The 24,203-nt window shown below is 65.4% G+C and carries 21 protein-coding genes; 7 read left to right on the forward strand and 14 right to left on the reverse strand.

From position 1 onward, the window contains the following. Positions 1–159 precede the first annotated feature (159 nt). Positions 160–1,548, reverse strand: coding sequence for an AAA family ATPase (locus SBI67_RS14360; protein WP_318981182.1), 1,389 nt, complete (start codon positions 1,546–1,548; stop codon positions 160–162). Positions 1,549–1,713: 165 nt separating this feature from the next. On the opposite strand from SBI67_RS14360, the gene SBI67_RS14365 reads away from it, so the two are divergent. Continuing rightward, on the forward strand, positions 1,714–2,559 hold the full coding sequence (locus tag SBI67_RS14365; protein ID WP_318981183.1) for a hypothetical protein: 846 nt from the start codon (positions 1,714–1,716) through the stop codon (positions 2,557–2,559). Between the two features lie 43 nt (positions 2,560–2,602). On the opposite strand, the gene SBI67_RS14370 is transcribed toward SBI67_RS14365, so the two are convergent. Beyond that, complete coding sequence (locus SBI67_RS14370) at positions 2,603–2,752, reverse strand: hypothetical protein (RefSeq protein ID WP_318981184.1); 150 nt, start codon at positions 2,750–2,752, stop codon at positions 2,603–2,605. A gap of 5 nt (positions 2,753–2,757) precedes the next feature. On the opposite strand from SBI67_RS14370, the gene SBI67_RS14375 reads away from it, so the two are divergent. Continuing rightward, positions 2,758–3,144, forward strand: coding sequence for a hypothetical protein (locus tag SBI67_RS14375; protein WP_318981185.1), 387 nt, complete (start codon positions 2,758–2,760; stop codon positions 3,142–3,144). Between the two features lie 141 nt (positions 3,145–3,285). Here SBI67_RS14375 and SBI67_RS14380 read toward each other — a convergent pair whose 3' ends face one another. From SBI67_RS14380 to SBI67_RS14435, 12 genes are all read right to left on the reverse strand, one after another. After that, on the reverse strand, positions 3,286–5,919 hold the full coding sequence (locus tag SBI67_RS14380; RefSeq protein WP_318981186.1) for a TniQ family protein: 2,634 nt from the start codon (positions 5,917–5,919) through the stop codon (positions 3,286–3,288). 27 nt (positions 5,920–5,946) lie between these two features. Further along, on the reverse strand, positions 5,947–7,074 hold the full coding sequence (locus SBI67_RS14385; RefSeq protein WP_318981187.1) for an AAA family ATPase: 1,128 nt from the start codon (positions 7,072–7,074) through the stop codon (positions 5,947–5,949). Beyond that, positions 7,071–9,227 (reverse strand): TnsB C-terminal domain-containing protein, encoded by a 2,157-nt coding sequence (locus SBI67_RS14390; RefSeq protein WP_318981188.1) that lies wholly within the window; start codon positions 9,225–9,227, stop codon positions 7,071–7,073. Before SBI67_RS14390 ends, SBI67_RS14385 begins: the two co-directional genes overlap by 4 nt. Next, positions 9,224–9,997: a TnsA-like heteromeric transposase endonuclease subunit gene (locus SBI67_RS14395; RefSeq protein WP_318981189.1), complete on the reverse strand. Its 774-nt coding sequence runs from the start codon at positions 9,995–9,997 to the stop codon at positions 9,224–9,226. Before SBI67_RS14395 ends, SBI67_RS14390 begins: the two co-directional genes overlap by 4 nt. A gap of 182 nt (positions 9,998–10,179) precedes the next feature. After that, positions 10,180–12,807, reverse strand: a complete 2,628-nt coding sequence (gene dnaB / locus SBI67_RS14400; RefSeq protein ID WP_318981190.1) for a replicative DNA helicase — start codon at positions 12,805–12,807, stop codon at positions 10,180–10,182. Positions 12,808–13,249: 442 nt separating this feature from the next. Further along, complete coding sequence (rplI, locus tag SBI67_RS14405; protein WP_266047995.1) at positions 13,250–13,702, reverse strand: 50S ribosomal protein L9; 453 nt, start codon at positions 13,700–13,702, stop codon at positions 13,250–13,252. A 15-nt stretch (positions 13,703–13,717) separates the two neighbouring features. Continuing rightward, complete coding sequence (gene rpsR, locus SBI67_RS14410; protein ID WP_024452435.1) at positions 13,718–13,981, reverse strand: 30S ribosomal protein S18; 264 nt, start codon at positions 13,979–13,981, stop codon at positions 13,718–13,720. 40 nt (positions 13,982–14,021) lie between these two features. After that, the gene (locus SBI67_RS14415; RefSeq protein WP_062657614.1) at positions 14,022–14,519 is read right to left on the reverse strand and encodes a single-stranded DNA-binding protein; all 498 of its coding nucleotides are present in this window, start codon (positions 14,517–14,519) and stop codon (positions 14,022–14,024) included. Between the two features lie 79 nt (positions 14,520–14,598). Further along, entirely contained in the window at positions 14,599–14,889 is a 291-nt protein-coding gene (gene rpsF, locus SBI67_RS14420) for a 30S ribosomal protein S6 (protein ID WP_018603055.1), read from the reverse strand. Between the two features lie 183 nt (positions 14,890–15,072). Next, complete coding sequence (locus SBI67_RS14425; RefSeq protein ID WP_318981191.1) at positions 15,073–16,719, reverse strand: glycosyltransferase family 87 protein; 1,647 nt, start codon at positions 16,717–16,719, stop codon at positions 15,073–15,075. Next, positions 16,716–19,124: a transglycosylase domain-containing protein gene (locus SBI67_RS14430; protein ID WP_318981192.1), complete on the reverse strand. Its 2,409-nt coding sequence runs from the start codon at positions 19,122–19,124 to the stop codon at positions 16,716–16,718. The genes SBI67_RS14425 and SBI67_RS14430 overlap by 4 nt, the downstream gene beginning before the upstream one ends. Continuing rightward, on the reverse strand, positions 19,117–19,548 hold the full coding sequence (locus SBI67_RS14435; protein ID WP_318981193.1) for a DUF5318 family protein: 432 nt from the start codon (positions 19,546–19,548) through the stop codon (positions 19,117–19,119). Before SBI67_RS14435 ends, SBI67_RS14430 begins: the two co-directional genes overlap by 8 nt. Positions 19,549–19,627: 79 nt before the next feature. Here SBI67_RS14435 and SBI67_RS14440 point away from each other — a divergent pair, with 79 nt between their 5' ends. The 5 genes from SBI67_RS14440 to SBI67_RS14460 all read left to right on the forward strand — a co-directional run bounded on the left by SBI67_RS14440 (position 19,628) and on the right by SBI67_RS14460 (position 24,165). Then, on the forward strand, positions 19,628–20,497 hold the full coding sequence (locus SBI67_RS14440) for a DUF1707 SHOCT-like domain-containing protein (protein WP_318981194.1): 870 nt from the start codon (positions 19,628–19,630) through the stop codon (positions 20,495–20,497). Between the two features lie 37 nt (positions 20,498–20,534). Continuing rightward, a complete protein-coding gene (locus tag SBI67_RS14445; protein ID WP_318981195.1) occupies positions 20,535–21,395 on the forward strand; it encodes a DUF1707 SHOCT-like domain-containing protein in 861 nt (286 codons plus the stop codon). Between the two features lie 135 nt (positions 21,396–21,530). Continuing rightward, the gene (locus tag SBI67_RS14450) at positions 21,531–22,091 is read left to right on the forward strand and encodes a PadR family transcriptional regulator (protein WP_318981196.1); all 561 of its coding nucleotides are present in this window, start codon (positions 21,531–21,533) and stop codon (positions 22,089–22,091) included. 49 nt (positions 22,092–22,140) lie between these two features. Continuing rightward, complete coding sequence (locus SBI67_RS14455; protein ID WP_266047990.1) at positions 22,141–23,229, forward strand: inositol-3-phosphate synthase; 1,089 nt, start codon at positions 22,141–22,143, stop codon at positions 23,227–23,229. Positions 23,230–23,268: 39 nt separating this feature from the next. Next, on the forward strand, positions 23,269–24,165 hold the full coding sequence (locus SBI67_RS14460; protein ID WP_318981197.1) for an Rv0045c family esterase: 897 nt from the start codon (positions 23,269–23,271) through the stop codon (positions 24,163–24,165). Positions 24,166–24,203 lie beyond the last annotated feature (38 nt).

Consider the following 24,203-nt stretch of genomic DNA (forward strand, 5'->3'; position numbering starts at 1 on the left):
TTCCGTTACCAGCAGTACCTAGCCAGTGCTCCCACCCCGGCTACGGGCACCCGTATGTTGATGATGACGCGTTCGGTAGTAAAAGGCCCGACCCGCTAACACAAACTGGCGACATCTCTTCACGCATCGGCGAGTTGGCGAACGTGAGGTGGTGCTAAATCACAGATACTGTCCGTGCGGAACGGTGGCGCGGTACCGTCCGCTGCCCACCTCGGCGAGCAGCGCGGCCGTCGTGACGTGTCCGTCGTCGCGGACCAACACGACGCGACGGACGATTTCGCGGATATCGCTGCCGCTGGTGCCCTCGGGCAGGGCAGCCACCACAGCTGCAGGGTCGATGGCTTGTGCACCCGGTAGGTCGTTAATCAGCGCCGCCAGGATTCGGGCGGCATCCGTGCGGTTGGGGTAGCCGACCTCGACGATGGAGTCGAACCGACCGGTGCGGATGGCGGCCTTGTCGAGAGTGCTGGCGTCGTTGGTGGAGGCAAGAGTCAGGATGCGGGCCTCGGGTTGAATGTCCATGGCTTGCAACAACTCGGACAAACCGCCGCCGCCGGTGGCGCGGTCCCGGCACCATAGGTCGACGTCTTCGAGCACGAGCAGCACAGGACCGCCGAGGCGCTGCGCCTCTTCAACCACCGCGGTCAGCAGTTGAGCGCCGGCCCTGGCCTCGACGTAGATGACGGTGAATTCGCCGGCCACCTCCCTGGCGACGACGGCGCTGACCGCTGACTTGCCCGTGCCGGGTGGGCCGCACAGCAACACGCCGCGCCGTGCACCCAGGCCGTGCGCGTTGAGCAACCCGTGACGGTCGCGCACGGCGCTCACACCGAGGTCGACCTCGGTCCATACCTCGTCGGGCACGACGACGGTGTCGCGGTTCACCGTCGAAGGTAGGTCGATGACAGCCAATTCCAGGCCGTGGGTGTGAGTGGCGCGCAGGGCGCGGCCGCGGTATGGGTTGAGCTCGTTAGCCCGCTGCGCGAGCCGCTCCAACACCGCCCGGGCGCGATCCTGGGCCTCCGGCATCACGTAGGCGCTCAATTCGGCAGAACGCATGATGCTCTCGCGTGCCTCGATGCCGATGACGCAGCCGGTGTCATCAAGTAGCGATCCGGCGGGGAAGTGCACCCGCAGACACAGTGGGTGGCGGTAGCGTTGGCCACCGATCTCGGTTTGCGTCCACTTCGGCGGGTGGGTGTGCTGGCCCGGCCCGATCTCGCAGCCGTCGGCGTGTTCGTTGATCCATTCCGCGAGTGCGACCGCAGTGGTCAACCGAGACACCGGGTTGAGGGGGCGTTCCTCGTCGAGCAGGTGGCCGCAGTCGGCCACGCCGAGGCAGCGGGCGGTGAACCCGTCGGCGGTCTCGGCGCCCTCGCGCTCGGTGACGCCGATCAGCAGCTCGCCGAGTGCGCGCAGCGCAGGCCGCACACCGCCTTCCAGACCATCCAGCCAAGCACTGACGTCGGTGATCGGTCGGCGGTGCGCATCAGCGCGGCCGGTCATCCCGGCGGTCGGGTCGGACAGTTCGTCGTCAGTCAGAGTCATCGCGTTCAAGTAGTCGGGGGACAAGGCAGCCGAACAGAATCCCACCCCGACAGACATCGGTCAACTGGTTTTAGCTGTCCATATCGAAGTGTTGGACGCGCCGTCCGCGGCGGGCCGCAAAATTCGAGCGACACGAGCCGTCACGGCGTGTCACCCTCGATCATCGTGGACCCAGAACCGGAGCTGCAGGTGACCGACTTCTCCGGTTCGCCCGCGGCTGAATATCGAGAGCGCATCGCCCGCGCCCGCGGCGAGGCGCGCGGGCGTTACCGTGAGCACCTGGTGGCGGTGTTCGACCAGCACGGTGTCACGGCGCCCGAAGATCTGGCCGATGCGGCGCTGGATGCGCTTACCGTGTGGCGGCACATCGACAGCGGTGAGGTGTGTCGGTGTTCGTGCCATCCGCGGCTGCCCGAGAGCGATCTGCACGATTACGGGTTCGACTGCGTCTGCGCACGCACGCCCCCCGAGCGCCGTCGCGCATTCGACCAGTGGCGCAACGACATTGAGTCCTCCTGGCAATCACCCGAAGGCCGGCGGATCACCGAAGCCGAGCAGGCCGCCGAGGCCGAGCTGCAAGCCTGGCTCGCTGACCAGCCGGGAGTGGTCGTGGGTAGTCACGGCGGGCTGGCACCCGAACAGTGGACCGGCCAGGTCGACGGTCACAGCTTCTACTTTCGTGAGCGTCACGACGAGTGGCGCATTGAGCTCGATCTTCGGCCCAGCGGTCGCTTCGTGCGCACCATCGCGGGCACCAACGATGACGGCAGCGTCCGGTACGGGCAGCGCGAGCTGGAAGACAGTGACGTCATCGCCGAGGGCACGACGTCTGCGGCCGGTTACGGGAGAACCCCGGTCGAGCGGGCACAGTTCGTCGTCGACACCATCCGGGTCCACCTTGGCCGCCAGGAGTGCCCACATCACCTCGACGATCTGCCAGCGATCGATGCCCTTCTCGGTGCAGGGGCCCGCTGGTGCCCAGCGTGCGGAACTCGCCTGCCTGCTCGGTAGCGACCGTGGCGCTGTATCCCAGCGCGGCCGAGCTTCGGATCGGTCACGTCCTCACTTCGGATAGGCGGCGGCGCATCTCGCCCAGCAAGGCCCGTTGTCGGCGCTTGGTTTTAGAGTCATGGCTGAAGTGGTTCGCGAACGCGGCGTCGCCTATCGCCACCAGCATGTCCAGCGCGGAAGAAGAGGTACTCATCAGTTATGAAGGTCATCGATAACGAGACTGGCTGCAGGGTAATTGAATTAACGCGCCGCAACCTTCAGGCGCTATTGGCGAAGCTGGATGATCCGTTGTCGGCCAGGGCGTTGGTTGACCCGGACGAAAAGATTCTCGTCCGGGCGGTCGAATCGGCCAGCGTTCGCGGTGACTCGATTGCACGGGCGGCGTTGGCGGCAGAAGGAGTTATCGAGCTCACTCGGGACGAACTCCAGTCGCTGGTGGCTGGTCTGGACAACCCGACGCCGGCAGACACCGATATGCCAGCCAGCCAGGGAGCGGTCGTGGTTCGTGGTGTCGACGACGTTGCGCACTACCGCGACCGTGCTCCCGGGGTGGTATGGATGCCGACGCGTGAAGAGTTCACGTAGTCCCACGTGTATGGCGCAGCGACGTAGCGTCCGCTTTGGGTGAATGTCCTGAAATCATCAGTGCCACTTTATTACTCGTGATCGTTGATGAATTATCCGCGGCGGCGGCGGCTTCGCCGGCCAAGATCGCTCTATACCCAGCTAGCTGTGCTCGACGGTACCGCTGCCGGCGCCTGCTGGGTCGCGACCAGTCCAAGCGTGTAGGACTCGGGTGCCCAGGTAAGTCAACGCCATGGGGTGTCCTCGCTGGGCCCGGGTGAACAGTGGGCCGCCGAGTTCGGCTTCAAGCCGGGCGATTTGGCCCTGCAGCACCGGCTGGTTCAACCCGAGAGCGGCCGCGGCGGCCGTCACGGTGGAGTAGTTGGCCGCGGCGGCGAATCTTGAGAGTCGTTCGGCCCCGCCGATCGTGGTGAGGGCGGGCCGAAGGAGGGCGGGAGCATTTCGGGCGGCTTCGGCGGCGTTGATGTTGGCAGTATGGCTCGGACCGCCCCGTCCCCGCAGCGGTATCCCATGCGTCTTGGCCCACCGTGACATGTTCGCGGTGCTCATGCCCTTCTCGGCCGCCAGGTCGGGCAGAGCACGCCGATGGACGACGTACTCGGTGTAGAGCCAGTCCCGGTCGATCTCGTCGTGCCGCCGGGGGCCTTGCGGAGGGCGCAGCTCGATCCCGTACTGGCGGGCCAGCCGCGCGACAAGTTGGCGCCCGACACCGTAGCGGTCGGCAATCTGCTTGAGCGAGGATCTCTGTTCCTGATAAAGATCTGCCAGTTCGGCTGCCGACAGCACCTGGGCAAGGTCGGACAACGCCGGCGCTGGTCTGGAGGACGGACCGCGCTCGGGGTCGGCTGCGGGCCGCACACTGAGTGCATACCTGACGCACTCAAGGGGCGTGGAGAGTTGTCCGGCAATATCGCCTAGCGGCAATGGCTTTCGCGCTAGTCGGTGCAGTCGGACGGTGTCGATGTCGTTTGGATCGGATCCAGGAAGTATTAGACCGGCCAGGAGATCCAGGGGTGGGCTCCAGGTGACGGGCTCGTCGATGCCCATGTCTGCCAGGAATCGTTGGGCTTCGGCGTTCAGCGCCGACGCCAGGGGCGGGGTGAGCACGGCCGGAAAGTTCGCCAACATCGATGCGAAGTCGTAGACGTCAGTGAACCACGGTGCCCAGCGCGCCGGACTTCCGCTGACTGTGCCGTACAGATAGCAGCGCGCCAGCCGGGGTCGACGATCGCCGCCAGTGCGGATGTCGACCTCGCGGCAGATCCGTTTCCAGGTGCCCGGTGTCAGCAAGGTGCTGTAGTCCAGCTCGCGGCGGCGCTGGTAGTCGATAGGACAATGGTGGACGTACAGGTAGTCGGCGAGCCGAACGAGGGCGTCCCGCAGGTGATTCCAGCGTGAATTCTCGTGGAATTGCTGCAGCGTGTAACTCAGAGAGGGGCCTTCGACATCGCGGCGGCCCATCGCCGCAGTGGCTTCCCTGAGTGATAGTCGGCTGTTGACCAGCAGGGTCGCGCAAGGCAATGCAGTCGATAGATGTGGGTAATCTTGCCGGGGCAGGCACAGCCGTAGCGCCCAGGACGGCCACATCGCGGCTGGCAACTTCGCAACGAGAGCGGCAACGTCGACGGCGGCGTGGGAAGGCTTACTAGGCAAAAGGGTTCCTACCCGGTAGCGCAACTGTTCGCTGGGCTTCAGCAGTGGCGCGAGCGCGTCGATCTGCGCCCCGGTCAGTACCGCTGTTGTGCTGCGTCCCCACCCGATGTTGCTGGTGTTGACGGCCAGGCCGTTGGCTCGCCCACTGTTAACCAGCCAGTGCAGCCGTTCACCCGCCGCGGCGCTATCCGCTGAGTTGAGTACATCTATCGCGGCAGTGACCCCCACCGCAGCGGTGATCGCGTGCGCGGGTGCGGCCAACCCAGGCTTGTCCTCGGGCATAGGTGCGGCGCCACGCTCTCTTCCTCGGCTCTTCAGTTCTCGATATACCTCGACCAGATCGGGTGCCAAGATTCGGCCGAGATCGTCATCGGTGGCATAACACAGGATGCGTCCGGCCACCGCCCGGACGTCGGAGAGCATCGCCTCGGCGGTCTGGGGGTACTGCCGGTAGATGCCGAAAGCTGCCTTGCCGGAATCGATGACGTCGAAGATTGTTCGTTGTGCCGATATGACGGGGTGTCCCTGCGGGAATCGCACGGTCGAGGTAGCGGACAGTTCGGCGCCGCAGCGTTGTGGTGCCCGACCGGTGGCCCCGGGCGCGGGTAGCGCACAGTGGCCGGGCTCGGGAGTCAGCTCGGCAGGACAGCGGCGCTCACCTTGGCGTTGCCCGCAGCACGGACATTCATCGATGAGCAAGCATCGGTGCCGCGGGCACAGGAACGTCCACCCGAGCCGCCAGGACAGCTGCCAGCGACCGCCGTTCTCCTGCAAGCAGTCGGGGCAGAAGCGGGTGAAGCGGGCCCTCGCCCAGGGAAAGGTCCGGTCCGCGGCTCCGGTGTCTGTGCGGATCCGCAGCCCTGTGCCGTCGTAGTGTGACAAGGTCATCGCGTGCAGTCGAGCTGTCGGTTGCCCGGTGGCCGTGGTGATCGCGGCGGCCTGCTCGGGTGTCAGTCGACACAGCCATGCGGTGCTTCCGGCGGCTACCGGCAGCGCGACGGCTTCGGCGAGATCTCCCCATGCCGTTGAGAGTCGGTGACTGATCGCTTCAAGCCAGGAGTCCAGGGCTTCCCCGTCGAGGGGTTCGGTCCGCAGGGGTAGTGTTCGAACCGACGTGTCCATAGCCGTACCTCCATGATGTGCGGGGAGCTATCCGGCTTTGCGGCGGGCTCTGATCTTGCCGGTATTGATCGCCAGTTCGAGTTCCTGGCGTGCTTTTTCGGAGGCGGCGTCGATCTTGACCTGGTCGAGCAGTTCAGTGCTCAGTTTTTCTGCGCCGCTGCGGACTGCGCGTTGGCATCCGCGGTTGATCAAGGTCATGAGTGATCCGATGTGGCCGGTTGATCTCGCGTAGAGGTAGTCGCAGAGGTCATCGGCGACCATGCCGGGATACTTCTCGGTCAGGACCACGCGCTGCTCGATGGCCAGCAGCAGCTGGCGCCATTGGCGTCGACCGCGTTCGTTGTTCACGGCGAACGGTTCCATGTCCAAAGCGGTGGTGCGACGGCCGGTTTGGGCCAGCACGGCGTCTTGGTAATCACTGCCCTCGGAGAACAGGCCTCGAGCCGCGAGTCCGACACCGATGAAGACCATGGTCACGGGGAACTCATTGGCGATGTACTTGAAGTGGTTGCTAATGGCGATCCCGGAGCTGTTGCGCCACTGCAGGAAATGGAGGTCGTCGATGATCAAGACCCGTACTTCGCATGTCAATACGCAGTCCAGAGCGCGGCGGGCATAGTCCGCAGCGGTCCCGCGTCGCGCGCCGGGGTGGGCGAAGAACTCCAGCATCGCGCGGTTGAATTCCTTCATCCCGGTGTTGCCCGTCAACCCGACCCGGCAGACGGGCCACCGTTCGTCACCGGATTCGGTGGTCTGTCCCAACGCAGTAATCTCACGACGGTGGTACTGACGCGCGAATGCCAGCACCGATGTGGTTTTTCCCAGACCCGGAAACGCATCGATTGCCACCGCGCCCTTGGCTTTGTCTCCGTCCTGGGCGTTACTGTCGACGATGTCCCACAGATCCTCGTGGAGCGCAGCCAGCTGGGGTGTCTTGATGGGACCAAGATTGGCGTGCCACTCGCGGCGCTGCCGGTTATAGTCCTCGGCCGCCGCATCTCTGAGCGCATCGAATTCGGCTCGGGTCAACGACTCCGGCGGGATCCGAGCCGGGGTGTTGACGAATTGCCGCCATCCTTCTTTGCGGGCCAGAGTCAGATTGTCCAGACGCGCAGGCCCCGCACTCGTCCCATCCGACTCCTTCGGACTTGTCATACGTCCTCCAGCGCTTCGGCGTAGAAGTTGCCCCACTCCGCGTCGTTGTCGACGTCGAAGTCGGCGTCATCGTCGTCGCCGATCTCCGGGACGATTTCCTGATCGTCCTCGCCGGCGTCTGAGGACTGCGTCGGAATGGTGGAGGCAAGAACTCTTGCCACCGACGGCAAGCTCGTCACGGCGATCTCACCCTCGTCGCGACCCACGAGGGCGGCCGCATCTCGGGCCAAACGCAGTGCGATTCGCCGTTCGGCAAGCGTCTTACCGAGGCCCAGATTCCAGCGCTCCAACAGGTCCGCGACAGCAAGGCGATCGTCCGGGTAGCGGTATTTCGACGCGGCCAACTTTCGGCCGAAGTGCAACCCATCCGCACTCATCGGCATCGTCAAACCAGCAGCATGCTCCCAGGTCAGGGTGTGCCACTTGCGGTTCTCAGGGTCGCGGAAGTACACGTGAGTGATGTCGTCGGGGTTGTGGTGGATCGGCCAACGGCCTTTCGCCTTTCCCGTGTACGGACTGCTGATGTTTCGATACGGATTCAGCCCGGCCCCGTTGTATCGCCGGTTGTCGAAATCGATGCCGTAGTGCTGGATGGTGCGCCATTCGACATCTAGGAACTCATACGCCAGGTCCGGATCGTTGGGCACTTCAATGTATCCGGCGCGGGCGATGCCATGTTCGAACATTATCGCCGGCGATAGCTCAAGGCCAGGTAAGCCAGGATCCAGTAAGCCGTCATGCGGGCGATGGTGGTACACCACCGCGATCCACTCCCGGATGATCGCTTCCAGCTCATCGAGATAGAAGAATGCTTCCGACTCGACATCGAGGCCGCGCGAATACACGTCGGGACCTTTGTATCCGGGCAGTGTCTGCAGTAGGTCTTCTCGTAGAGTGCGAAAGAACCGTTCGATTGGCCCCTTGTCTCGGCCAGTGCGCAGCCGTGCTGGCTGAATCGAGATACCCAATCTTTCGCACGTACTGGTGAGGTGTTCGGAGATGTAGATCTTGCCATGGTCAACGACGATCGTCTCGGGCAGGATCGCCGGGCCTGCTTTGCCTCTGGCCGAGGGGCGTTCGATCGCTTCAGGATCAACTAGGACCGATCGTGGCACGCCATGTTCGGGCCACACCGCTCGTGCTGGCCATTCCTCGTCCGCGGGTAGCGGCCGGAATCCCTGATAGAGCACAGCGGCAGCATCGACAGCTTTCGTGGACACCGGCGTGACCCGAACTCCGGTGATACACCGGGTGTACCAATCCATCCCGACGGTCAGCTCGGCCTGCATCCACCGCAGCGTGAGCGGATCCAATGCGAAGACGTCCAAGCGGGTGGTGTCCATCAGGAGGTACTCGCCCGGGCGGGTCGGCCGTAACTTTCCATATACCCCGTCGGGACGGTCAGCGATATCCCGATTGCGCTTTGCACTCAGGTGAAACGTCGGGTGACGACGCTCGAGCTTGTCCAACACCCGGAAAGAGGTGGCGCGCGAGGGCAATTCCACCGTTCCTTCGCCGAAGCGGGCAGCGACGCGCGCGTTCGTGCGTTTGATCACCATGGTCTGCGACGGCTTGGATTGGTCTCGGTGTTCGACCATGACCTCAATCGCTGTCTGCACCCAGCGATCGTCAACATTGCCTGTCGGTGACGACGGCGGCTTGGCTTCCACCAATCCCGCTTCTCCGGTCTGACGAAACTCGCTCGTCCAGCGACGCAACGTTCGGACCCCGACGCCAAGTTCTGCTGCCTTCGATTGGTAGCGCTTCATCAGCGGGACGTCTGGTCGGTACTGGGGACGTGGCTCATCTGCGTTTGCGGTCTCCGGATGCCCTGACCGGTAGCCGGTCAGCATCTCATGCAGATGGGCCGCGCGCTCCAACACGGTTTCGCGTTCGGGTGCAGTTAAATTCGACAACACGACCGCGGGTAGCTCGATCGGATCATCGGCAGATGGGCCGGGATTGCCCGACAGTATCCGGACACGCTCACCGCCAAAGATCTCTTTGACCGCTAGTTGTGCAACTCGTTGGGTCCTGCTGTAGCGCACGACGACTACCGTGCCTGCCGCACTCGGTAATAGCTCAGTGACTTCGACGATTTCACCGTCATAGACGAGACGCGTCCCCACCCCCACCGAGACATGCATAGTCATACGGCGCTCTCCAGTACCCGAGCCCCACTCAACGGTCGCAAGAGGTCAACTGCGAACTGCTGGCGCCACAGCACATGCATCAACGCCGCACGGGCGGTATCGGCCGACAGATGTTGCTCCTGTGAAATCGCCTCTCTGACAGTCATTCCAATCAAATGGGGTAGAGACATTCGCTCGATCGCCTCCTCACGGAAGTATTGATGCCGACGGAATCCCGCCAAGAATCGGATGTTGGACAGATGCACCGACGCGTCACCAGTCCACACTTCATAGGACCAACCTCGCGAGTGAACAACTTCCTGCGTCCACGCAAATGTCCGTGCGACAACAGGTTTAAGTATCTGCGCTGCTGGTTTCACGTCCACGACCACTGGGCCGTCATCGGTGAACAGCAAGTAGTCCGGAACGTGGCGCCGCACTTGGCCTTCGACGACCGCCTCCAACAAGAACGGTTGCGAAACTACCCACGACACCGACTTATCGAAGTCGGCGAGCAGCAATCGGCCAAGCTCCAGACGTGACTCATAAGTCACGTGGCCGGCGCAGGTCGCAGTCCAGTATGTGCCCGAGTAATGCTTCTGCCCCTTGAACCACCGGAACGTCCTCCACGGAGCCGCCGCACGCAGACGCTGCGTCGTCACGTCCTTCCACGGTCCTGACCGTTCGGAGCAATCGAGCCGAGACCGGACTTTCACTATCACCGATGTGAGATCCACTACCGACGCCGGGCCGCCGTCTGCCGCATTCGAGGGAAGTTGGGTGGTAGCCATCGGCCGCCCCTTGCGCGAGCTGGGTATCTCCAGCCACCAGATTGCGCCTGCGACAGGCTCCACCAGCTACGACACGCCGGGTGCACCCCCGGAAAATCTCAACTTGTGGCCAATTGGCCAATCAGTGGCCAGTACGGTTGAGATTTGGCCATCTGAAATGAGACCCTACAAATGAGCCCGAACTACCGCGCCATATTCGTGAACCGCGACAAGTGAAGCTGGTGCGCCACAGTAATATTCGCGGTCGGCCCGTTACGGTGCTTGCCCAGGATCAGGTCGGCCTCACCGCCGCGCGGATCGTCGCGGTCGATCGCGTCCGGGCGATGCAACAGGATGACCATGTCGGCGTCCTGCTCGAGTGAACCCGACTCGCGAAGATCCGACACCTGGGGCCGCTTGTCGGTGCGCTGTTCGGGACCACGGTTGAGCTGACTGATCGCCACCACGGGCACATCGAGTTCCTTGGCCATCAGCTTGAGGCTTCGGGAAAAGTCCGACACCTCCTGCTGGCGCGACTCGTACTTCTTGCCCGAGGTCATCAGCTGCATGTAGTCCACGACGATCAGCTGCAGATCGGCTTTCTTCTTCAGCCGCCGAGCCTTGGCGCGGATTTCCATCATGGTCAGGTTCGGCGAGTCGTCGATGTACAGCGGTGCCTCGCTGATCTCGCTCATACGGCGGGCGAGCCGGGTCCAGTCGTCATCGTTCATCCGGCCGGAGCGCATGTCACCGAGCTTGATGTTGGCCTCGGCCGACAGCAGCCGCATCACGATCTCGGACTTGCTCATTTCCAGCGAGAAGATGACGCTGGCCATCCGGTGCTTGATGGAGCAGGACCGCATGAAATCCAGTCCGAGGGTTGAATTGTGGGTGGGCACCATGGACCTCGACGCGAGGTACATGTGACTGGCGTTATCGACTTCAACGCACCGCACGGGCACCGAGTCGACCTTGCGCACGTCGACGATGAATCGCGATGTGTGCCGGCTAGTCCCGCACACCGCACGACGCTCTTTGTGCCGCATCGCCTTCCGCTCGAGACCGAACACGATGTCATCGGTCGCAAAGGTCAGTGTGTAGGCGGTCGAGGATTCCTCACTTCGACCGGCAACCCGCTTCGTCGACGTCTGGCAGCGATAGCCCAAACTCACGATCAGCTCGTACACGTCGGCGGCCAACCGACGGTTGGTCACCGAGAACTGCACCGAGCCACCGCGTGTGACGGTGCCATCGGTATCGAGGAGGCCCGCTAGGACCGCCCGGCGCTGCGATTCCGAAGCACGCAGATACTGCAGCGGAATGTGCTTGTCTCCCAACACCCCGATGGTGCGAAGCCGGGCCTGCAACGTGCCGACCGTGTTCCGGCACCGCTGGCACAACACCAAGCCGATCGATGGTCCACCACAATGCGAACACGTCGGTGCCGGCACCGAGGCGGTAGTGCGGGCGGCACCGCCACAACGCCGTCCACAGGTACGGACCTGGCTGGTCCGCGGGACGAACCGGGCACCGCACACCACGCACGCGCGCGCTTCGATCTCCGGTGCAGGCGGCAACGTCAGCTGATACCGCATGGGCGAGACGGTGGACGGGACGGCAACGATCCCCTCGCCTTCGATGCGCGCGACGATTTCAGGGTCGGCGGTCGTGATCTGTGCGGACGCTGTCGTGCCATCACCCAGCCATGCGCCCAACGTGTAAGGCGGAACCAGCAGATCAGCATCCGGGCACTCGATTGCCCTCGTATTCGCCACAGAGTGGTTCAGTCGTCGATCGGCCGTCGGGCACCGCAGCGTATCCAGGATCTCCCGGGTGGTCCTGACCTCGGAGAAGGTGCGCTGATTCCTCATCCGGTTGTAGCCTGCTGCGGCAGCTTGTGCGGACCGCCGAGAGGCACGGGTCTCGGTCAGCCACTGGTGCTGCTCATCGGCAACGATCACCGTTCCGTCAGAGAACTCGACGCGATAGCACGGGCGGTCGGTCATCACGTCGGTCGCGGCGACCACTAGGGTCGGCTGCCCGTCATCGCCGATCAACTGGTCGCCCACCTCGACCTCACCCATGGTGGTCCAGCCGGTCGGCGTCGGCAGCAGGGTGTCCAACGCCAACGCCTTCCCAACACCAGGCCTCGCCGCCACGATGATCATCTGCCCGGCATGTAGACCGTTGGTCACCTCGTCGAGGTCGATGAACCCGGTCGGCACGCCGCGCGAGATGCCGCCCTGCGAGGCGATCGCGTCGATCTCGTCCATGGTGGGCTGCAGCAGGTCCTCGAGCGGGACGAAATCCTCGGACTGGCGCCGCTTGTCGGTGACGTCGTAGATCTCGGCCTGGGCCCGGTCCACGATGTCGTGCACATCGGCACCGTCGGCTCCGGCGTACCCATACTGGACCACCCGGGTGCCGGCCTCCACCAACCGGCGCAGCAGCGCCTTCTCGGCCACGATCCCGGCGTAGAAGCCGGCGTTCGCGGCGGTGGGCACGGTGGAGATCAACGTGTGCAGGTACGGCGCCCCACCGACGCGGCGCAGCTGGCCGCGGCGGTCCAGCTCGGCGGCAACGGTGACCGCATCGGCAGGCTCGCCGCGGTCATAGAGGTCCAGGATGACCATCGCGACATCTTGGTGCGCGGGTCGGTAGAAGTCGCCCGGCTGCATGCGTTCCAGGACGTCGGCGATGGCGTCCTTGCTGAGCATCATGCCGCCCAACACCGCCTGCTCGGCCGCCATATCCTGGGGTGGCTGACGCCCGAAATCCTCGCTGGGCGGCTCGTCCACACCGTGATGACCGAGATCGTCCACGACAGCCACTAAGCGTCCCTCCCCCTGAGTTCAAAGGTGTCGAACACCTGTTCGATTATAGCTGCCGTGATGGTGCGGTGCCATCGGCTCGCGACGGCCAACATTAGACGTTGCTGGACGGCATGCAAACGAGCTTGTGGACACCTCTGTGGATGGCGTGTGGACAGCCGTGGACAACCGTGTTGAGCGGATGGGGAGAACTTGTGGATCAACTCATCGGTAATCGAATAACCCGCAGGTCAAGGCTATCGTCAAACCGTCCATAGTTGTGGATGCAAACATCTCCGGCGTGTCGCCCAGGGTTGCCATCTCGGGCGTGTTGTGTTGCCCGGAAGGGCCGTCGCGGTTAACAGTCGGTTGCGGTTGCTGGGAGCAAATTCCGGTACGCGTTCGCTGCAGACATGACAACGCCCGGGTGGTGACCCACCCGGGCGTTACCAGAATCGCTTGACTACTCGGCGACGACGTTGAGCGGCACCGACACGGTGACGCCCGCGTGCAGCCGCACCCCGACCGGGTGCGTTCCGACGCTCTTGATGTGCGCCTTGGGCAACTCGACGGTGCGCTTGTCCAGGTTCGGGCCACCGGCCTTCTTGATGGCGGCGACCACGGAGGCCTGGGTGACCGAGCCGAAGAGCTTGCCGCCCTCGCCGGCCCGCACGGGCAGCGTGACCGGGCCGAGGGCCTCGATGGCCTGCTTGACCTCGTTGGCGTGCTCGACGCCGCGGATTTCCTTGGTCTCGCGGGCCCGACGGATCTCGTCGGCCTGACGCTCGGCGCCACGGGTGGCCACGATGGCCAGCCCACGCGGGAGCAGGTAGTTACGGCCGTAGCCGTCCTTGACCTCGACGGCATCGCCGGCGACACCCAGGTGATCGACCTCAGCGGTGAGAATCAGCTTCATGATGTGGTTCCTCCCTTACCGCGTCGACGAACCGAACGGCAGCAGAGCCACCTCACGGGCGTTCTTCACGGCGACGGCGACGTCGCGCTGGTGCTGGACGCAGTTGCCGGTCACCCGGCGGGCACGGATCTTGCCGCGCTCGCTGATGTAGGTGCGCAGCAGCGCGGTGTCCTTGTAGTCGATGTCCTGGTTCTTGCCCTTCTTGGAGCAGAACACGCACTTGCGGGTCTTGACCGGCTTCTCGGGGGCCGGCCGCCGCTTGTTGCTCGATTTGGCCATGGGTCTATCTCTTTCTCAGTTCAAACGTGTCAGTGTTGATTTAGAAGGGCGGTTCTTCGTCAGCGCCGCTGTAGGAGCCGGCCGCGGGGGCGCTGCCCCACGGATCGTCTTTCGGCTCCGCACTGCGCGGCTGACTCGATCCGCCGCCGAATCCACCGCCGCCGCCGCCACCGCGGCTGGCCTTGTTCACCTTGGCCGTCGCGTACCGCAGCGACGGGCCGATCTCGTCGACCTCGACCTCGACGACGGTGCGCTTCTCACCCTCACGGGTTTCGAAGGACCGCTGCTTGAGCCGGCCGGTGACGATCACGCGGGAACCCCGGGTCAGGCTCTCGGCCACGTTCTCGGCCGCTTCCCGCCAGATGTTGCAGCGGAGGAACAGCGCTTCGCCGTCCTTCCACTCATTGGTCTGGCGGTCGAACGTCCGGGGCGTGGACGCCACCGTGAAGTTCGCGACAGCCGCGCCGGACGGCGTGAAACGCAGTTCCGGGTCGGCGGTCAGATTTCCGACAACAGTGATGGTGGTATCACCAGCCACAAGATCCTCCTGGGCAGTGGGCAGCCTATGTTGGGCGCGAGCCTACGCAAGTCGCCCGACATCGGCGGCGGGTATCGGCCTAGTGCTTGTCGGTCCGCATCACCTTGGTCCGCAGCACGGACTCGTTCAGGTTGAGCTGACGGTCCAGCTCGGACACCGTGGCGGGCTCGGCCTTCACGTCGACGACGGCGTAGATGCCCTCGGCGTGCTTGGCGATTTCGTAGGCCAGCCGGCGACGGCCCCAGATGTCGACCTTGTCGACGGAACCGCCGTCCTTGCGGATGACGTTCAGGAACGTCTCCAGCGACGGAGCTACGGTGCGCTCGTCGAGAGTGGGGTCGAGAATGACCATGATTTCGTATGGACGCATGAGAAACCCATCACCTCCTATGGTCGTTGCGGCCACGGTCGTTCCGTGGCAGGAGGGTCGCCTGCGTCGGCAACCTGCCCAGGCTACAGGTCCGCCCGCTGATCTGCGAAATCACGCCGAATGCTCGGCCGCGAATGTGCGATTCGATACAGCCGCAGCCGCGTGCTGCGGATGAAACCGCACTCAGCCGACCCGCGCCGGTTCGACGTCGGAGTTGCCCTCGGGCGCCGGCTCGGGCCCGATCGGGACGGGACGGGGCCGCAGCCAGGCCGGTACCCACGTCGGGAAGGCGTCCGGCGCGTCGGCGAACACCCCGCCGGACGGGTCGTCGATGGTGCCGTTGCGGCGTACCAGATCCAGCTCGGGCCGGTAGATCTGGCGGATCACCAAGGCGATGAGTGCCGCGACCGCGATATCGCGCAGCAGCACCGTCGCGGTGAACCACTGTTCGGGCAGGCCACGATTCTGCTCGCCGTACAGGAACAACATCCGCGGTATCCACACCAGCGCGTCGATGGTCATCCACGCCAACAGGATTCGGCGGTGCGGCAGCGCCAGCACGGCCAGCGGCACCAGCCACAGCGAGTACTGCGGACTCCACACCTTGTTGGTCATCAGGAACGCAGCCACCACCAGGAAGGCCAGCTGCGCCACCCGCGGCCGCTGCCGCGCGGTCAGCGCCACGTAGCCGATACCGATGCAGCACAGCGCGAACAGCGCCGCAGATACCGCGTTGGTCACCGACGGCGGCTCCCAGAACCCGAGGTTCGGATCGAAGCCCTTCCACCCGGTGAACGACTTGATCACGTTGTACAGCGAATCCATATCGTCGCCGCGGCGGGCATTGAGTCGGAAGAATTCCGACCACCCGCGGGGAAACAGCACCAGCACAGGCAGATTCACGACGATCCAGGTGACCACCGCGGTCAGCGCCGTGGTCACCACCGCGCGCCAGCGGCCGGTGCGCAGCGCCAGCATCGCCAGCGGCACCAACAGCAAGAGCGGATACAGCTTGAGCGCCACCCCGACGCCGACGAGGACACCGGCCAACGCGGGTCTTCGCCGCGCCCACGCCAACAGGGCACCGGTGGCGCAGGCCACGGCGAGCGCGTCGAAATTGGTGAAAATCTGGAAGATCAGCAGTGGTGACCCGGCAACCAGGGCGGCGTCCCAGATCCGGCGCCCGGCCAGCAGCGCCGTCGCCCACACCGTCGCCAGCCACGCCAGCGCCAGCCCGAACGCCGAGATGTTGAAGAACATCACCACCTCGGCCACCTTCGGCACCGATACCACCGTGGTGAGCGCCGAGTACGTCTTGGCCAGCGTCATCGACAGGTACTGGTAGATACCGGTCAGCACCGGATATTCCATGTAGCGGATGGCCGGGCTGCCGTCGTACTGGACGTTGGGCTTACCGGTGCTGTCCACGTCGACCCAGCTGGACTTGTACGGAAACTTGCCCAGGTTCAACAGTTCCGCGGTGTAGAGCGGCACCGTGTCCGAGTAACAGAGCTCGTAGTAGGCCCGCTGGTTCTCCCAGTTGGCGACGCGTTGCGCCGCGGTGCCCGTGTGGGTCGACTGCAGGCACGCCGCCTTCGTCGAATACCCCAGCGCCAGGAAGATGACACCGATCACCAGCATGGCTCGCAGCGGGGTGAAGAACCGCGCCCGTCCGATCAGCGCGTGCCGCCCGACCGGGCCACCGATGGTCTGCGACAGCGCAGACCCGAGCACGTCGGTGCGGCTGGGCAGGTCTCGGTCGTCGGCACTGCGGACATCGCGCGCCAGCGGCGCAGGCGAAACCGTCTGCGGCTCTTCGGGTTCGGTCACGGTGGCGGCGGCGCTCCGGGCGGCGCGGGCGGCGCATTGGGATCACCCGGCGGGGGCGGCGCGACGGGCACCGTCGTCGGCGGACCCCACGGGATGGTCACTCCCGGCGCGATTTCCAGCGTCGGCTGGATGACCGTCTCCGAGGGCATGCCCGGCGGCGGAGAGGGCGCCGGCGGCGGTGGCGGAGGCGCCTGCGGCACCCCGGCATAGCCACCGATCTCGGTGGGCTTGGGGAACGACTCATTGTCGGTGCCTTTGAGCGCACCGTCCATCGTCGCCTTCCAGATGTCCGACGGCAGGCCGGATCCGTACACCGGGCCACCCCCCTGATTGACCAGCGGCTCGGTACCCGAGGTGGTGCCCACCCACACCGCCGTCGACAGCGACGGGGTGTAGCCGACCATCCAGGCATCCCGGTTGGCGCCGGTGTCTCCCAGCTGGTTGGTGCCGGTCTTGGCCGCCGAGGGCCGGCCGCCGGCCAGGTTGTGGCCTCTGGACCAGCCGGCGATCGGCTGCATGGCCGCGGTCACGTTGTCGGCGACCGCCTTGTCGATACGCTGCTCGCCTTGATCGCTCTGTTGCGATGCGTCGAAGAGCACCTTGCCGTCGGAGTCGACGACCTTCTGCACGAAGTGCGGTTTGTGATAGACGCCGGAGTTCGCCAACGTGGCGTACGCCGAAGCCATATCGAGCACTCGGCTCTGATACTGGCCCAGCACGATGCCGTTGTTGGGCGGACCGCCCTTGCCGTCCTCGCTCAGGGTGTGGTCGACGCCGGGGAAGCTCTCGGCGACACCAGCCTGGTGCGCGGCGTCGGCGACGTCCTGCGGCCCGTTCTTGAGCTTCAGCATCAGCCGGTAGTAGCTGGTGTTGAGCGAGCGTTTGAGCGCCTCGGCGATATTGCAGACGCCGCAGCCCTCGCCCTCCACGTTGGTGATCTTGATGCCGTTTACGGTCACCGGGGAGCTGTCGATCTGGTACCCCAACCCGATGCCCTGCTCAAGGGCCGCTACCAACGCGAACACTTTGAACGACGATCCCGTCGGCAACCCCGCCTGCGCGAAGTCGAAGCCCTGGGCGTCCGAGCCACCGTAATAGGCCTTGATCCCGCCGGTCTTGGGGTCGATCGAGACCACCGCCGACCGCATATCGGGCATCTGCCCGTCCAGCGTCTTGGTCACCGCGTCCTCGGCCGCCTTCTGCGCGGTCGGATCGATGGTGGTGGTGACCTGCAGGCCTTCGGTATTCAGCGTCTGCTCGTTGATGTTGAACAGATCCATCAGCTCTTTGGTGACCTGGCGTTCGATCAGGCCGTTGGGCCCGGTGGTCTGGTTCTGCTGGCTGGCCTGCTCGGGCGGCACCGTCGGCGGGAACACCTGCGCGGCCCGGTCGGCCTTGGACAGCGCACCGATGTCGACCATGCCGTCGAGCACCCAGTTCCACCGGTCGGCCGCACCCTCCGGGTCGACGGCGGGGTCCAGGGTGGACGGCCGCTGGATCAGCGCGGCCAGCAGGGCGCCCTCGGCGACATTGAGCTGTTCGACGGGCTTGTCGAAATAGGCCTTGGCGGCGGCCGAGATGCCGTAGGCGCCGCGGCCGAAATAGATGATGTTGAGGTAGGACTCCAGGACCTGGTCCTTGCTCCACTCGCGCGACATCTTCGTCGAGATGACGAGTTCTTTCGCTTTGCGCACCAGGCCGCCCACCCCGGATCGGGCATCGCCGACGAAGGCGTTCTTGACGTACTGCTGGGTGATGGTCGACCCGCCCTGCAGATCGCCGCCGAAGATGTTGTTCTTGAACGCCCGTGCGAACCCGGACAGCGAGAAGCCCGGATTGCTGTAGAAGTCCCGGTCCTCGGCGGCCATCACGGCGTCGCGCACGTGCACCGGGATCTGGTTGATGCTGACATCGACGCGGTTGCCTTCCGGCGGAACGATTCTCGCCAGCTCGCTGCCGTCGCTGGCCAGGATCGTCGACACCTGCGCGGTGCGGATGTCACCGGGCTTGGGCACGTCGACGATGAGATAGGCCATCGCGAACGTGACCGACGGCAGCACCAGGAACAACACCAGGCCCAGGTAGACCGCCCGGCGCACCCACTTCCACTGGAAGCGGGCACGCGCCGGCTTGGGTGGCCCGGTGGGGCCGGGCGGCGGCCCACCGACAGGCGGGCGCGGTGGCACCGGAGGCGGTGGTTTGCGCGGGGGCGCACCGTCGAGCGCCGCCTTGACGACGTCGATGGGATCACGCAGATGCGGCTCGGTGGGGTTGCGCACCGGGGGCAGCAGAGTGGTCTGCCGATCATCGGGCGCGACGTTGGCCCGGCGGTGTGCGCCCGGGGCAGCGGAAGGCTCCCGTTCGGCATCCCCCGCTGACCTCGAATGGCGCCCTTCGTTATTCACTGGCCGTACGCGCGCCGGAGCGCGCCGCTCGAGTGCGGGGCGCCTTGGGGGCCTTGGGCGGCCTCGGCGTTCCGAGCACATAGGACTTGACCAGGTGATTCCAACTGCAGGTCCGACATACCTCCACCACATGTACTGCGAATTCGTCGTAACGCGTCGCCAGCAGCACCAACTCTTCGGCGGTGCGGGCCGAACCCGACACCGGACCGAGGTGGTCGCCGAAAACCCAGGACACCAGGGTGAGCTGTTCCTTACGGCAGATCGGGCACATCACCGAACTGGGCTTCCCGTGGTATTTGGCGGCGCGTAACAAGTAGGGATTGGCGTCGCACACCTCGGTGACTCCGGTCCGTCCGGAATACACCTCGGCCAGCAGGGATCGGCGCCGAAGCGCGTAATCCACCACCTGTCGCTGCAATCGCACGATGACCAGAGTACGTCGGTCGTCTGGGCAGTCGAGGGAGGACCAGCGCCACACGTACCCCAGGAATACGATCTTCGCCATGGCCGCATGGACTCGGGCGAAGGACAGCGACCGCGACGCGACCTGCCGATTACTGGACAACGCCCTGGCCGACGGGCAGCTGTCCGGGGACGAGCACCGGCGCCGGGTGAGCGCCGCCGTGACGGCCACCACCCTCGGCGAGCTCGATCCGCTGCTGGCCGATCTTCAGATTCCCGACGAGCAGCGTCCGGCGCCGGTACGCCAGGGACGGCGGCGCCGAAACCTGATCTTGGCGGGCGTCGGGGCGGCGGCCGCCATCGTCATCGCCGTCGTCGCATTCAGCGGCGGGCCCGATGCCACCACTCCGGCGAGCAGCCCGAGCCCGCAGCCGAGCTCCGCGGTGCCGGTCCCGGAATCGCACAAGGCGCTGAGCACCGTTGCCGTCCCGGACACCGTGCCGCCCGTGGTCGTCAAACCGGCGCGCGACCTGCTCACCGCCGAAGGGCTGAGCGCGATCATCGACTCGATCCGCGGCCGGTTCGGCGACACCACGGGCTACGAACTGGCCATCACCACCGACCAGGCCTACCTCGCCCGCCCCGATCCGGCCGACGATCAGCAGAAGATGGTGTACCCGTATCGCGGCGGCTGGGATGACCCGTCCCGGCGCGATCGGTCGGACACCGACGACCTGACCGACGTGGCCGCATTCGACACCGCGGCCACGGCCGCCGCGGTGGCCGCCGCGCCCGCGACGCTCAACATCGCACCGGCCGACGTGGCGAGCACCTATCTGGACGTCGACTACATCGCCGAACAGGGTGGGCTGGAGCTGCTGGTGAAGATCACCACCAAGTCGGGCTCCACCGGCTACCTGTATCTGGATCCGGCCGCCACCGTGAAACGCGTCGAGAAGAATCCCAGCTGACCAGCAGCGGGCGTACAGCAGCTCTTACGATCATCGCGTGGCGACACGGCAGACCGCAGGCACGCGGGCCAAGGACAGCGACCGCAACGACACCTGCAAGGTGCTCGACACCGCGTTGTCCGAGGGCCAGCTGTCCATGGAGGAACATCGGCAGCGGGTCAGCGCCGCCACCAATGCCGCCACGCTCGGCGAGTTGCAAGGCTTGGTCAGCGACCTACAGGTGGCCAACGCACCGGTCAAGCTGCCGAACCTCAAGCCCGAACGCAGCCTGGCCCCCGGCGCGGGCTGGGGTTTGCGGGTGGCGACGGCGGCCGTGCTGGTGCTGCTGGGCATCGCCATCGGGTGGGGGCTGTACGGCAACACGTCGTCCCCGCTGAGTTTCACCACCGATCCGGGCGCCAAGGCCGACGGCATCACCGGCACGGTGCTCACCCCGCCGCGGCAGCTGCAGTCGCTCGGCGGGCTGACGGGCCTGTTCGAGCAGATGCGGCAGAAGTTCGGCGACACCAAGGGTTACAGCATCACCATCTTCGAGGACTACGCCTCACTGACCCGGCCCGATCCCTCGGAACCGCGGCGCGCCCTGAACTACTACTACCGCGGCGGCTGGGACGACCCGTCGGAGACCAGCGTCAGCAGTGACGCGAAGGTGGTCGACCTCGGCGCATTCGACATCCCGAAGATGGTGGGGCTGATCCGGGGGGCGGCCGAGAGCGTCGGCATCAACCCCGCCGAGGTCAAGAACACCCACGTCAGCATCGAACCCAACAGCGATATCACCCAGCCGCCGGGCAGCATCGAGATCTCCATCTACGTCACCCCGAAGTTCGGCAACAGCGGCTATATCGAGCTCAACGGCGACGGCACCGTCAAGCGCGTCAACGAAGCCAAGAAATAGCACCTGACAAATCGACACCTTTGGCAACCTCAGCTGGCACTCAATATATCGGCGCGATACAATTGCGCGACGTGTCGAGCCGACGTGACATTTGTTCGGCTTTGACTGGGTTCCCACCAAGGAGGAGGTGATTCGATGCTGGAGCTCGCCATTCTGGGGTTGCTGCTCGAATCGCCGATGCACGGATACGAGCTCCGTAAGCGGCTGACCGGCCTGCTGGGTGCGTTCCGCGCGTTCTCCTATGGCTCGCTCTATCCCGCTCTGCGGCGCATGCAAGCCGACGGTCTGATCGTCGAGGACGCCGCACCCGTCGGCACCGTCCTCGGTGCGACAAAAGTGCGCCGGGCGCGGCGGGTGTACCAGCTCACCGAGGCCGGTACCCAACGCTTCACCGAACTGGTCGCCGACACCGGCCCGCAGAACTACACCGACGACGGTTTCGGTGTGCATCTGGCGTTCTTCAACCGCACCCCCGCCGAAGCCAGGATGCGCATCCTGGAAGGCCGGCGGCGTCAGGTCGAGGAGCGCCGGGAAGGTCTGCGCGAGGCGGTGGCCCGGGCGAGCAGTTCATTGGACCGCTACACCAAGCAACTCCACCAGCTCGGTCTGGAGTCCAGTGAGCGTGAAGTGAAGTGGCTCAACGAATTGATCGCAGCCGAACGGGTGGGGCAGAGCCGCCCCGACAATCAGCCCTGATCAGCCCGCATCCGGCACAAGCACCTAAGTAAGAAAAGGAGAGCGTCACATGTCTGAGTCGAATGAGGTTCGGGTCGCCATCGTCGGCGTGGGCAACTGCGCGTCCTCGCTGGTGCAGGGTGTGCACTACTACCGGGACGCCGACGAGAACGGAACCGTCCCGGGCCTGATGCACGTCAAGTTCGGGCAGTATCACGTCCGCGACGTGAAGTTCGTCGCCGCGTTCGACGTCGATGCCAAGAAGGTCGGCTTCGACTTGTCCGAGGCGATCTTCGCCTCGGAGAACAACACCATCAAGATCGCCGACGTGCCGCCGATGGACATCGTCGTGCAGCGCGGGCCGACGCTGGACGGTATCGGCAAGTACTACGCCGAGACCATCGAGATCTCCGACTCCGAGCCCGTCGACGTGGTCAAGGCGCTCAAGGACGCCAAGGTCGACGTGCTGGTGTCCTACCTGCCGGTGGGCTCCGAAGAGGCCGACAAGTTCTACGCCCAGTGCGCGATCGACGCCGGCGTGGCCTTCGTCAACGCGCTGCCGGTGTTCATCGCCTCCGATCCGGTGTGGGCCAAGAAGTTCGAAGATGCCGGCGTGCCGATCGTCGGCGACGACATCAAAAGCCAGGTCGGCGCGACCATCACCCACCGCGTGATGGCCAAGCTGTTCGAGGACCGCGGTGTCACCCTGGACCGCACCTACCAGCTCAACGTCGGCGGCAACATGGACTTCAAGAACATGCTCGAGCGTGAGCGCCTGGAGTCCAAGAAGGTCTCCAAGACCCAGGCCGTGACGTCGAACCTGACCGGCTCGCTGGCCGGCAAGGTCGAGGACAAGAACGTGCACATCGGCCCGTCCGACCACGTCGCCTGGCTCGACGACCGCAAGTGGGCCTACGTCCGCCTCGAAGGCCGCGCCTTCGGTGACGTGCCGCTGAACCTGGAGTACAAGCTCGAGGTGTGGGACTCGCCGAACTCGGCAGGCATCATCATCGACGCCGTGCGCGCCGCGAAGATCGCCAAGGACCGCGGCATCGGCGGCCCGATCATCCCGGCCTCGGCCTACCTGATGAAGAGCCCGCCCAAGCAGCTGGCCGACGATATCGCCCGCGCGGAGCTGGAAACCTTCATTCAGGGCTAGTCGGTGATTTGTGGAGTCCTACCCGTAATGATTGCGGGTATGACTCCACAAATCTCGGATGACGAGCTGGCCGGCCTGGACGAGTTCGGCCTGCTGCCCGAGAACGCCGCGCAGATCGGGGCCACCCGGATCCCGCCGGTGACGCGCGCGGACTCCGGGACGATCAGCTTTCTCAAGTGGGGCACCGACGCACCCGAGGTGGTGTTCCTGCACGGCGGCGGGCAGAACGCGCACACCTGGGACACCGTCATCCTCGGCTTGGGTGTGCCCGCTCTCGCGATCGACCTGCCCGGCCACGGCCGCTCCGGTTGGCGCACCGACGGCGACTACGGCCCCAAGCGGGCGGCCGAGCTGATCGCCCCGATCCTGCGCGAACACGCCCCCGACGCGCGGCTGGTGGTCGGCATGTCACTGGGCGGGCTGACCGCGCTGCGCATCGCGGCCACCGCCCCGGAGCTGGTGCGCGAACTGGTGCTGGTCGACGTCACCCCGTCCGCGCCGGAACGGCACACCGAGATGACCAAGGCGCAGATGGGCACCGTCGCGCTGGTCAACGAGAACCGGACCTTCCCGACGTTCGCCGACATGCTCGATGTCACCGTCGCCGCGGCGCCGCACCGGGACCGGAATTCGTTGCGGCGCGGCGTGTTCCACAATTCCAAGCAACTCGACGACGGCAGTTGGACCTGGCGCTACGACTCGTTGCGCAACGGGGACGGTTTTACCGGCCTGTGGGACGAGGTCCCGGCGATCACCATGCCCACCACCCTGATCCGCGGGGCCAAGTCGTTCTTCGTCAACGACGAGGACGCCGCGACGTTCGCCCGCACCGCACCGGGATTCCAGCGCACCCATGTGGTGGAGGGCGCCGGGCATTCCGTCCAGGGTGACCAGCCGGCGAAACTGGTCGAGTTGCTGCGCGAGATCCTCGGATAACCGGGACTTTCCCAGCAGTTCACCAGCTGATTGCCAGG

The sequence above is a fragment of the Mycolicibacterium chengduense genome, from assembly GCF_033741155.1.
In the GTDB taxonomy this organism is placed as follows: Bacteria; Actinomycetota; Actinomycetes; order Mycobacteriales; family Mycobacteriaceae; genus Mycobacterium.

Coding starts and splice junctions, on each gene's coding strand:
- rpsF (WP_018603055.1), bottom strand. CDS start 14,889: ATGCGTCCATACGAAATCATGGTCATTCTCGACCCCACTCTCGACGAG.
- SBI67_RS14455 (WP_266047990.1), top strand. CDS start 22,141: ATGTCTGAGTCGAATGAGGTTCGGGTCGCCATCGTCGGCGTGGGCAAC.
- rpsR (WP_024452435.1), bottom strand. CDS start 13,981: ATGGCCAAATCGAGCAACAAGCGGCGGCCGGCCCCCGAGAAGCCGGTC.
- SBI67_RS14360 (WP_318981182.1), bottom strand. CDS start 1,548: ATGACTCTGACTGACGACGAACTGTCCGACCCGACCGCCGGGATGACC.
- SBI67_RS14370 (WP_318981184.1), bottom strand. CDS start 2,752: ATGAGTACCTCTTCTTCCGCGCTGGACATGCTGGTGGCGATAGGCGAC.
- SBI67_RS14440 (WP_318981194.1), top strand. CDS start 19,628: ATGGCCGCATGGACTCGGGCGAAGGACAGCGACCGCGACGCGACCTGC.
- SBI67_RS14375 (WP_318981185.1), top strand. CDS start 2,758: ATGAAGGTCATCGATAACGAGACTGGCTGCAGGGTAATTGAATTAACG.
- rplI (WP_266047995.1), bottom strand. CDS start 13,702: ATGAAGCTGATTCTCACCGCTGAGGTCGATCACCTGGGTGTCGCCGGC.
- SBI67_RS14395 (WP_318981189.1), bottom strand. CDS start 9,997: ATGGCTACCACCCAACTTCCCTCGAATGCGGCAGACGGCGGCCCGGCG.
- SBI67_RS14460 (WP_318981197.1), top strand. CDS start 23,269: ATGACTCCACAAATCTCGGATGACGAGCTGGCCGGCCTGGACGAGTTC.
- SBI67_RS14390 (WP_318981188.1), bottom strand. CDS start 9,227: ATGACTATGCATGTCTCGGTGGGGGTGGGGACGCGTCTCGTCTATGAC.
- SBI67_RS14385 (WP_318981187.1), bottom strand. CDS start 7,074: ATGACAAGTCCGAAGGAGTCGGATGGGACGAGTGCGGGGCCTGCGCGT.
- SBI67_RS14380 (WP_318981186.1), bottom strand. CDS start 5,919: ATGGACACGTCGGTTCGAACACTACCCCTGCGGACCGAACCCCTCGAC.
- SBI67_RS14450 (WP_318981196.1), top strand. CDS start 21,531: ATGCTGGAGCTCGCCATTCTGGGGTTGCTGCTCGAATCGCCGATGCAC.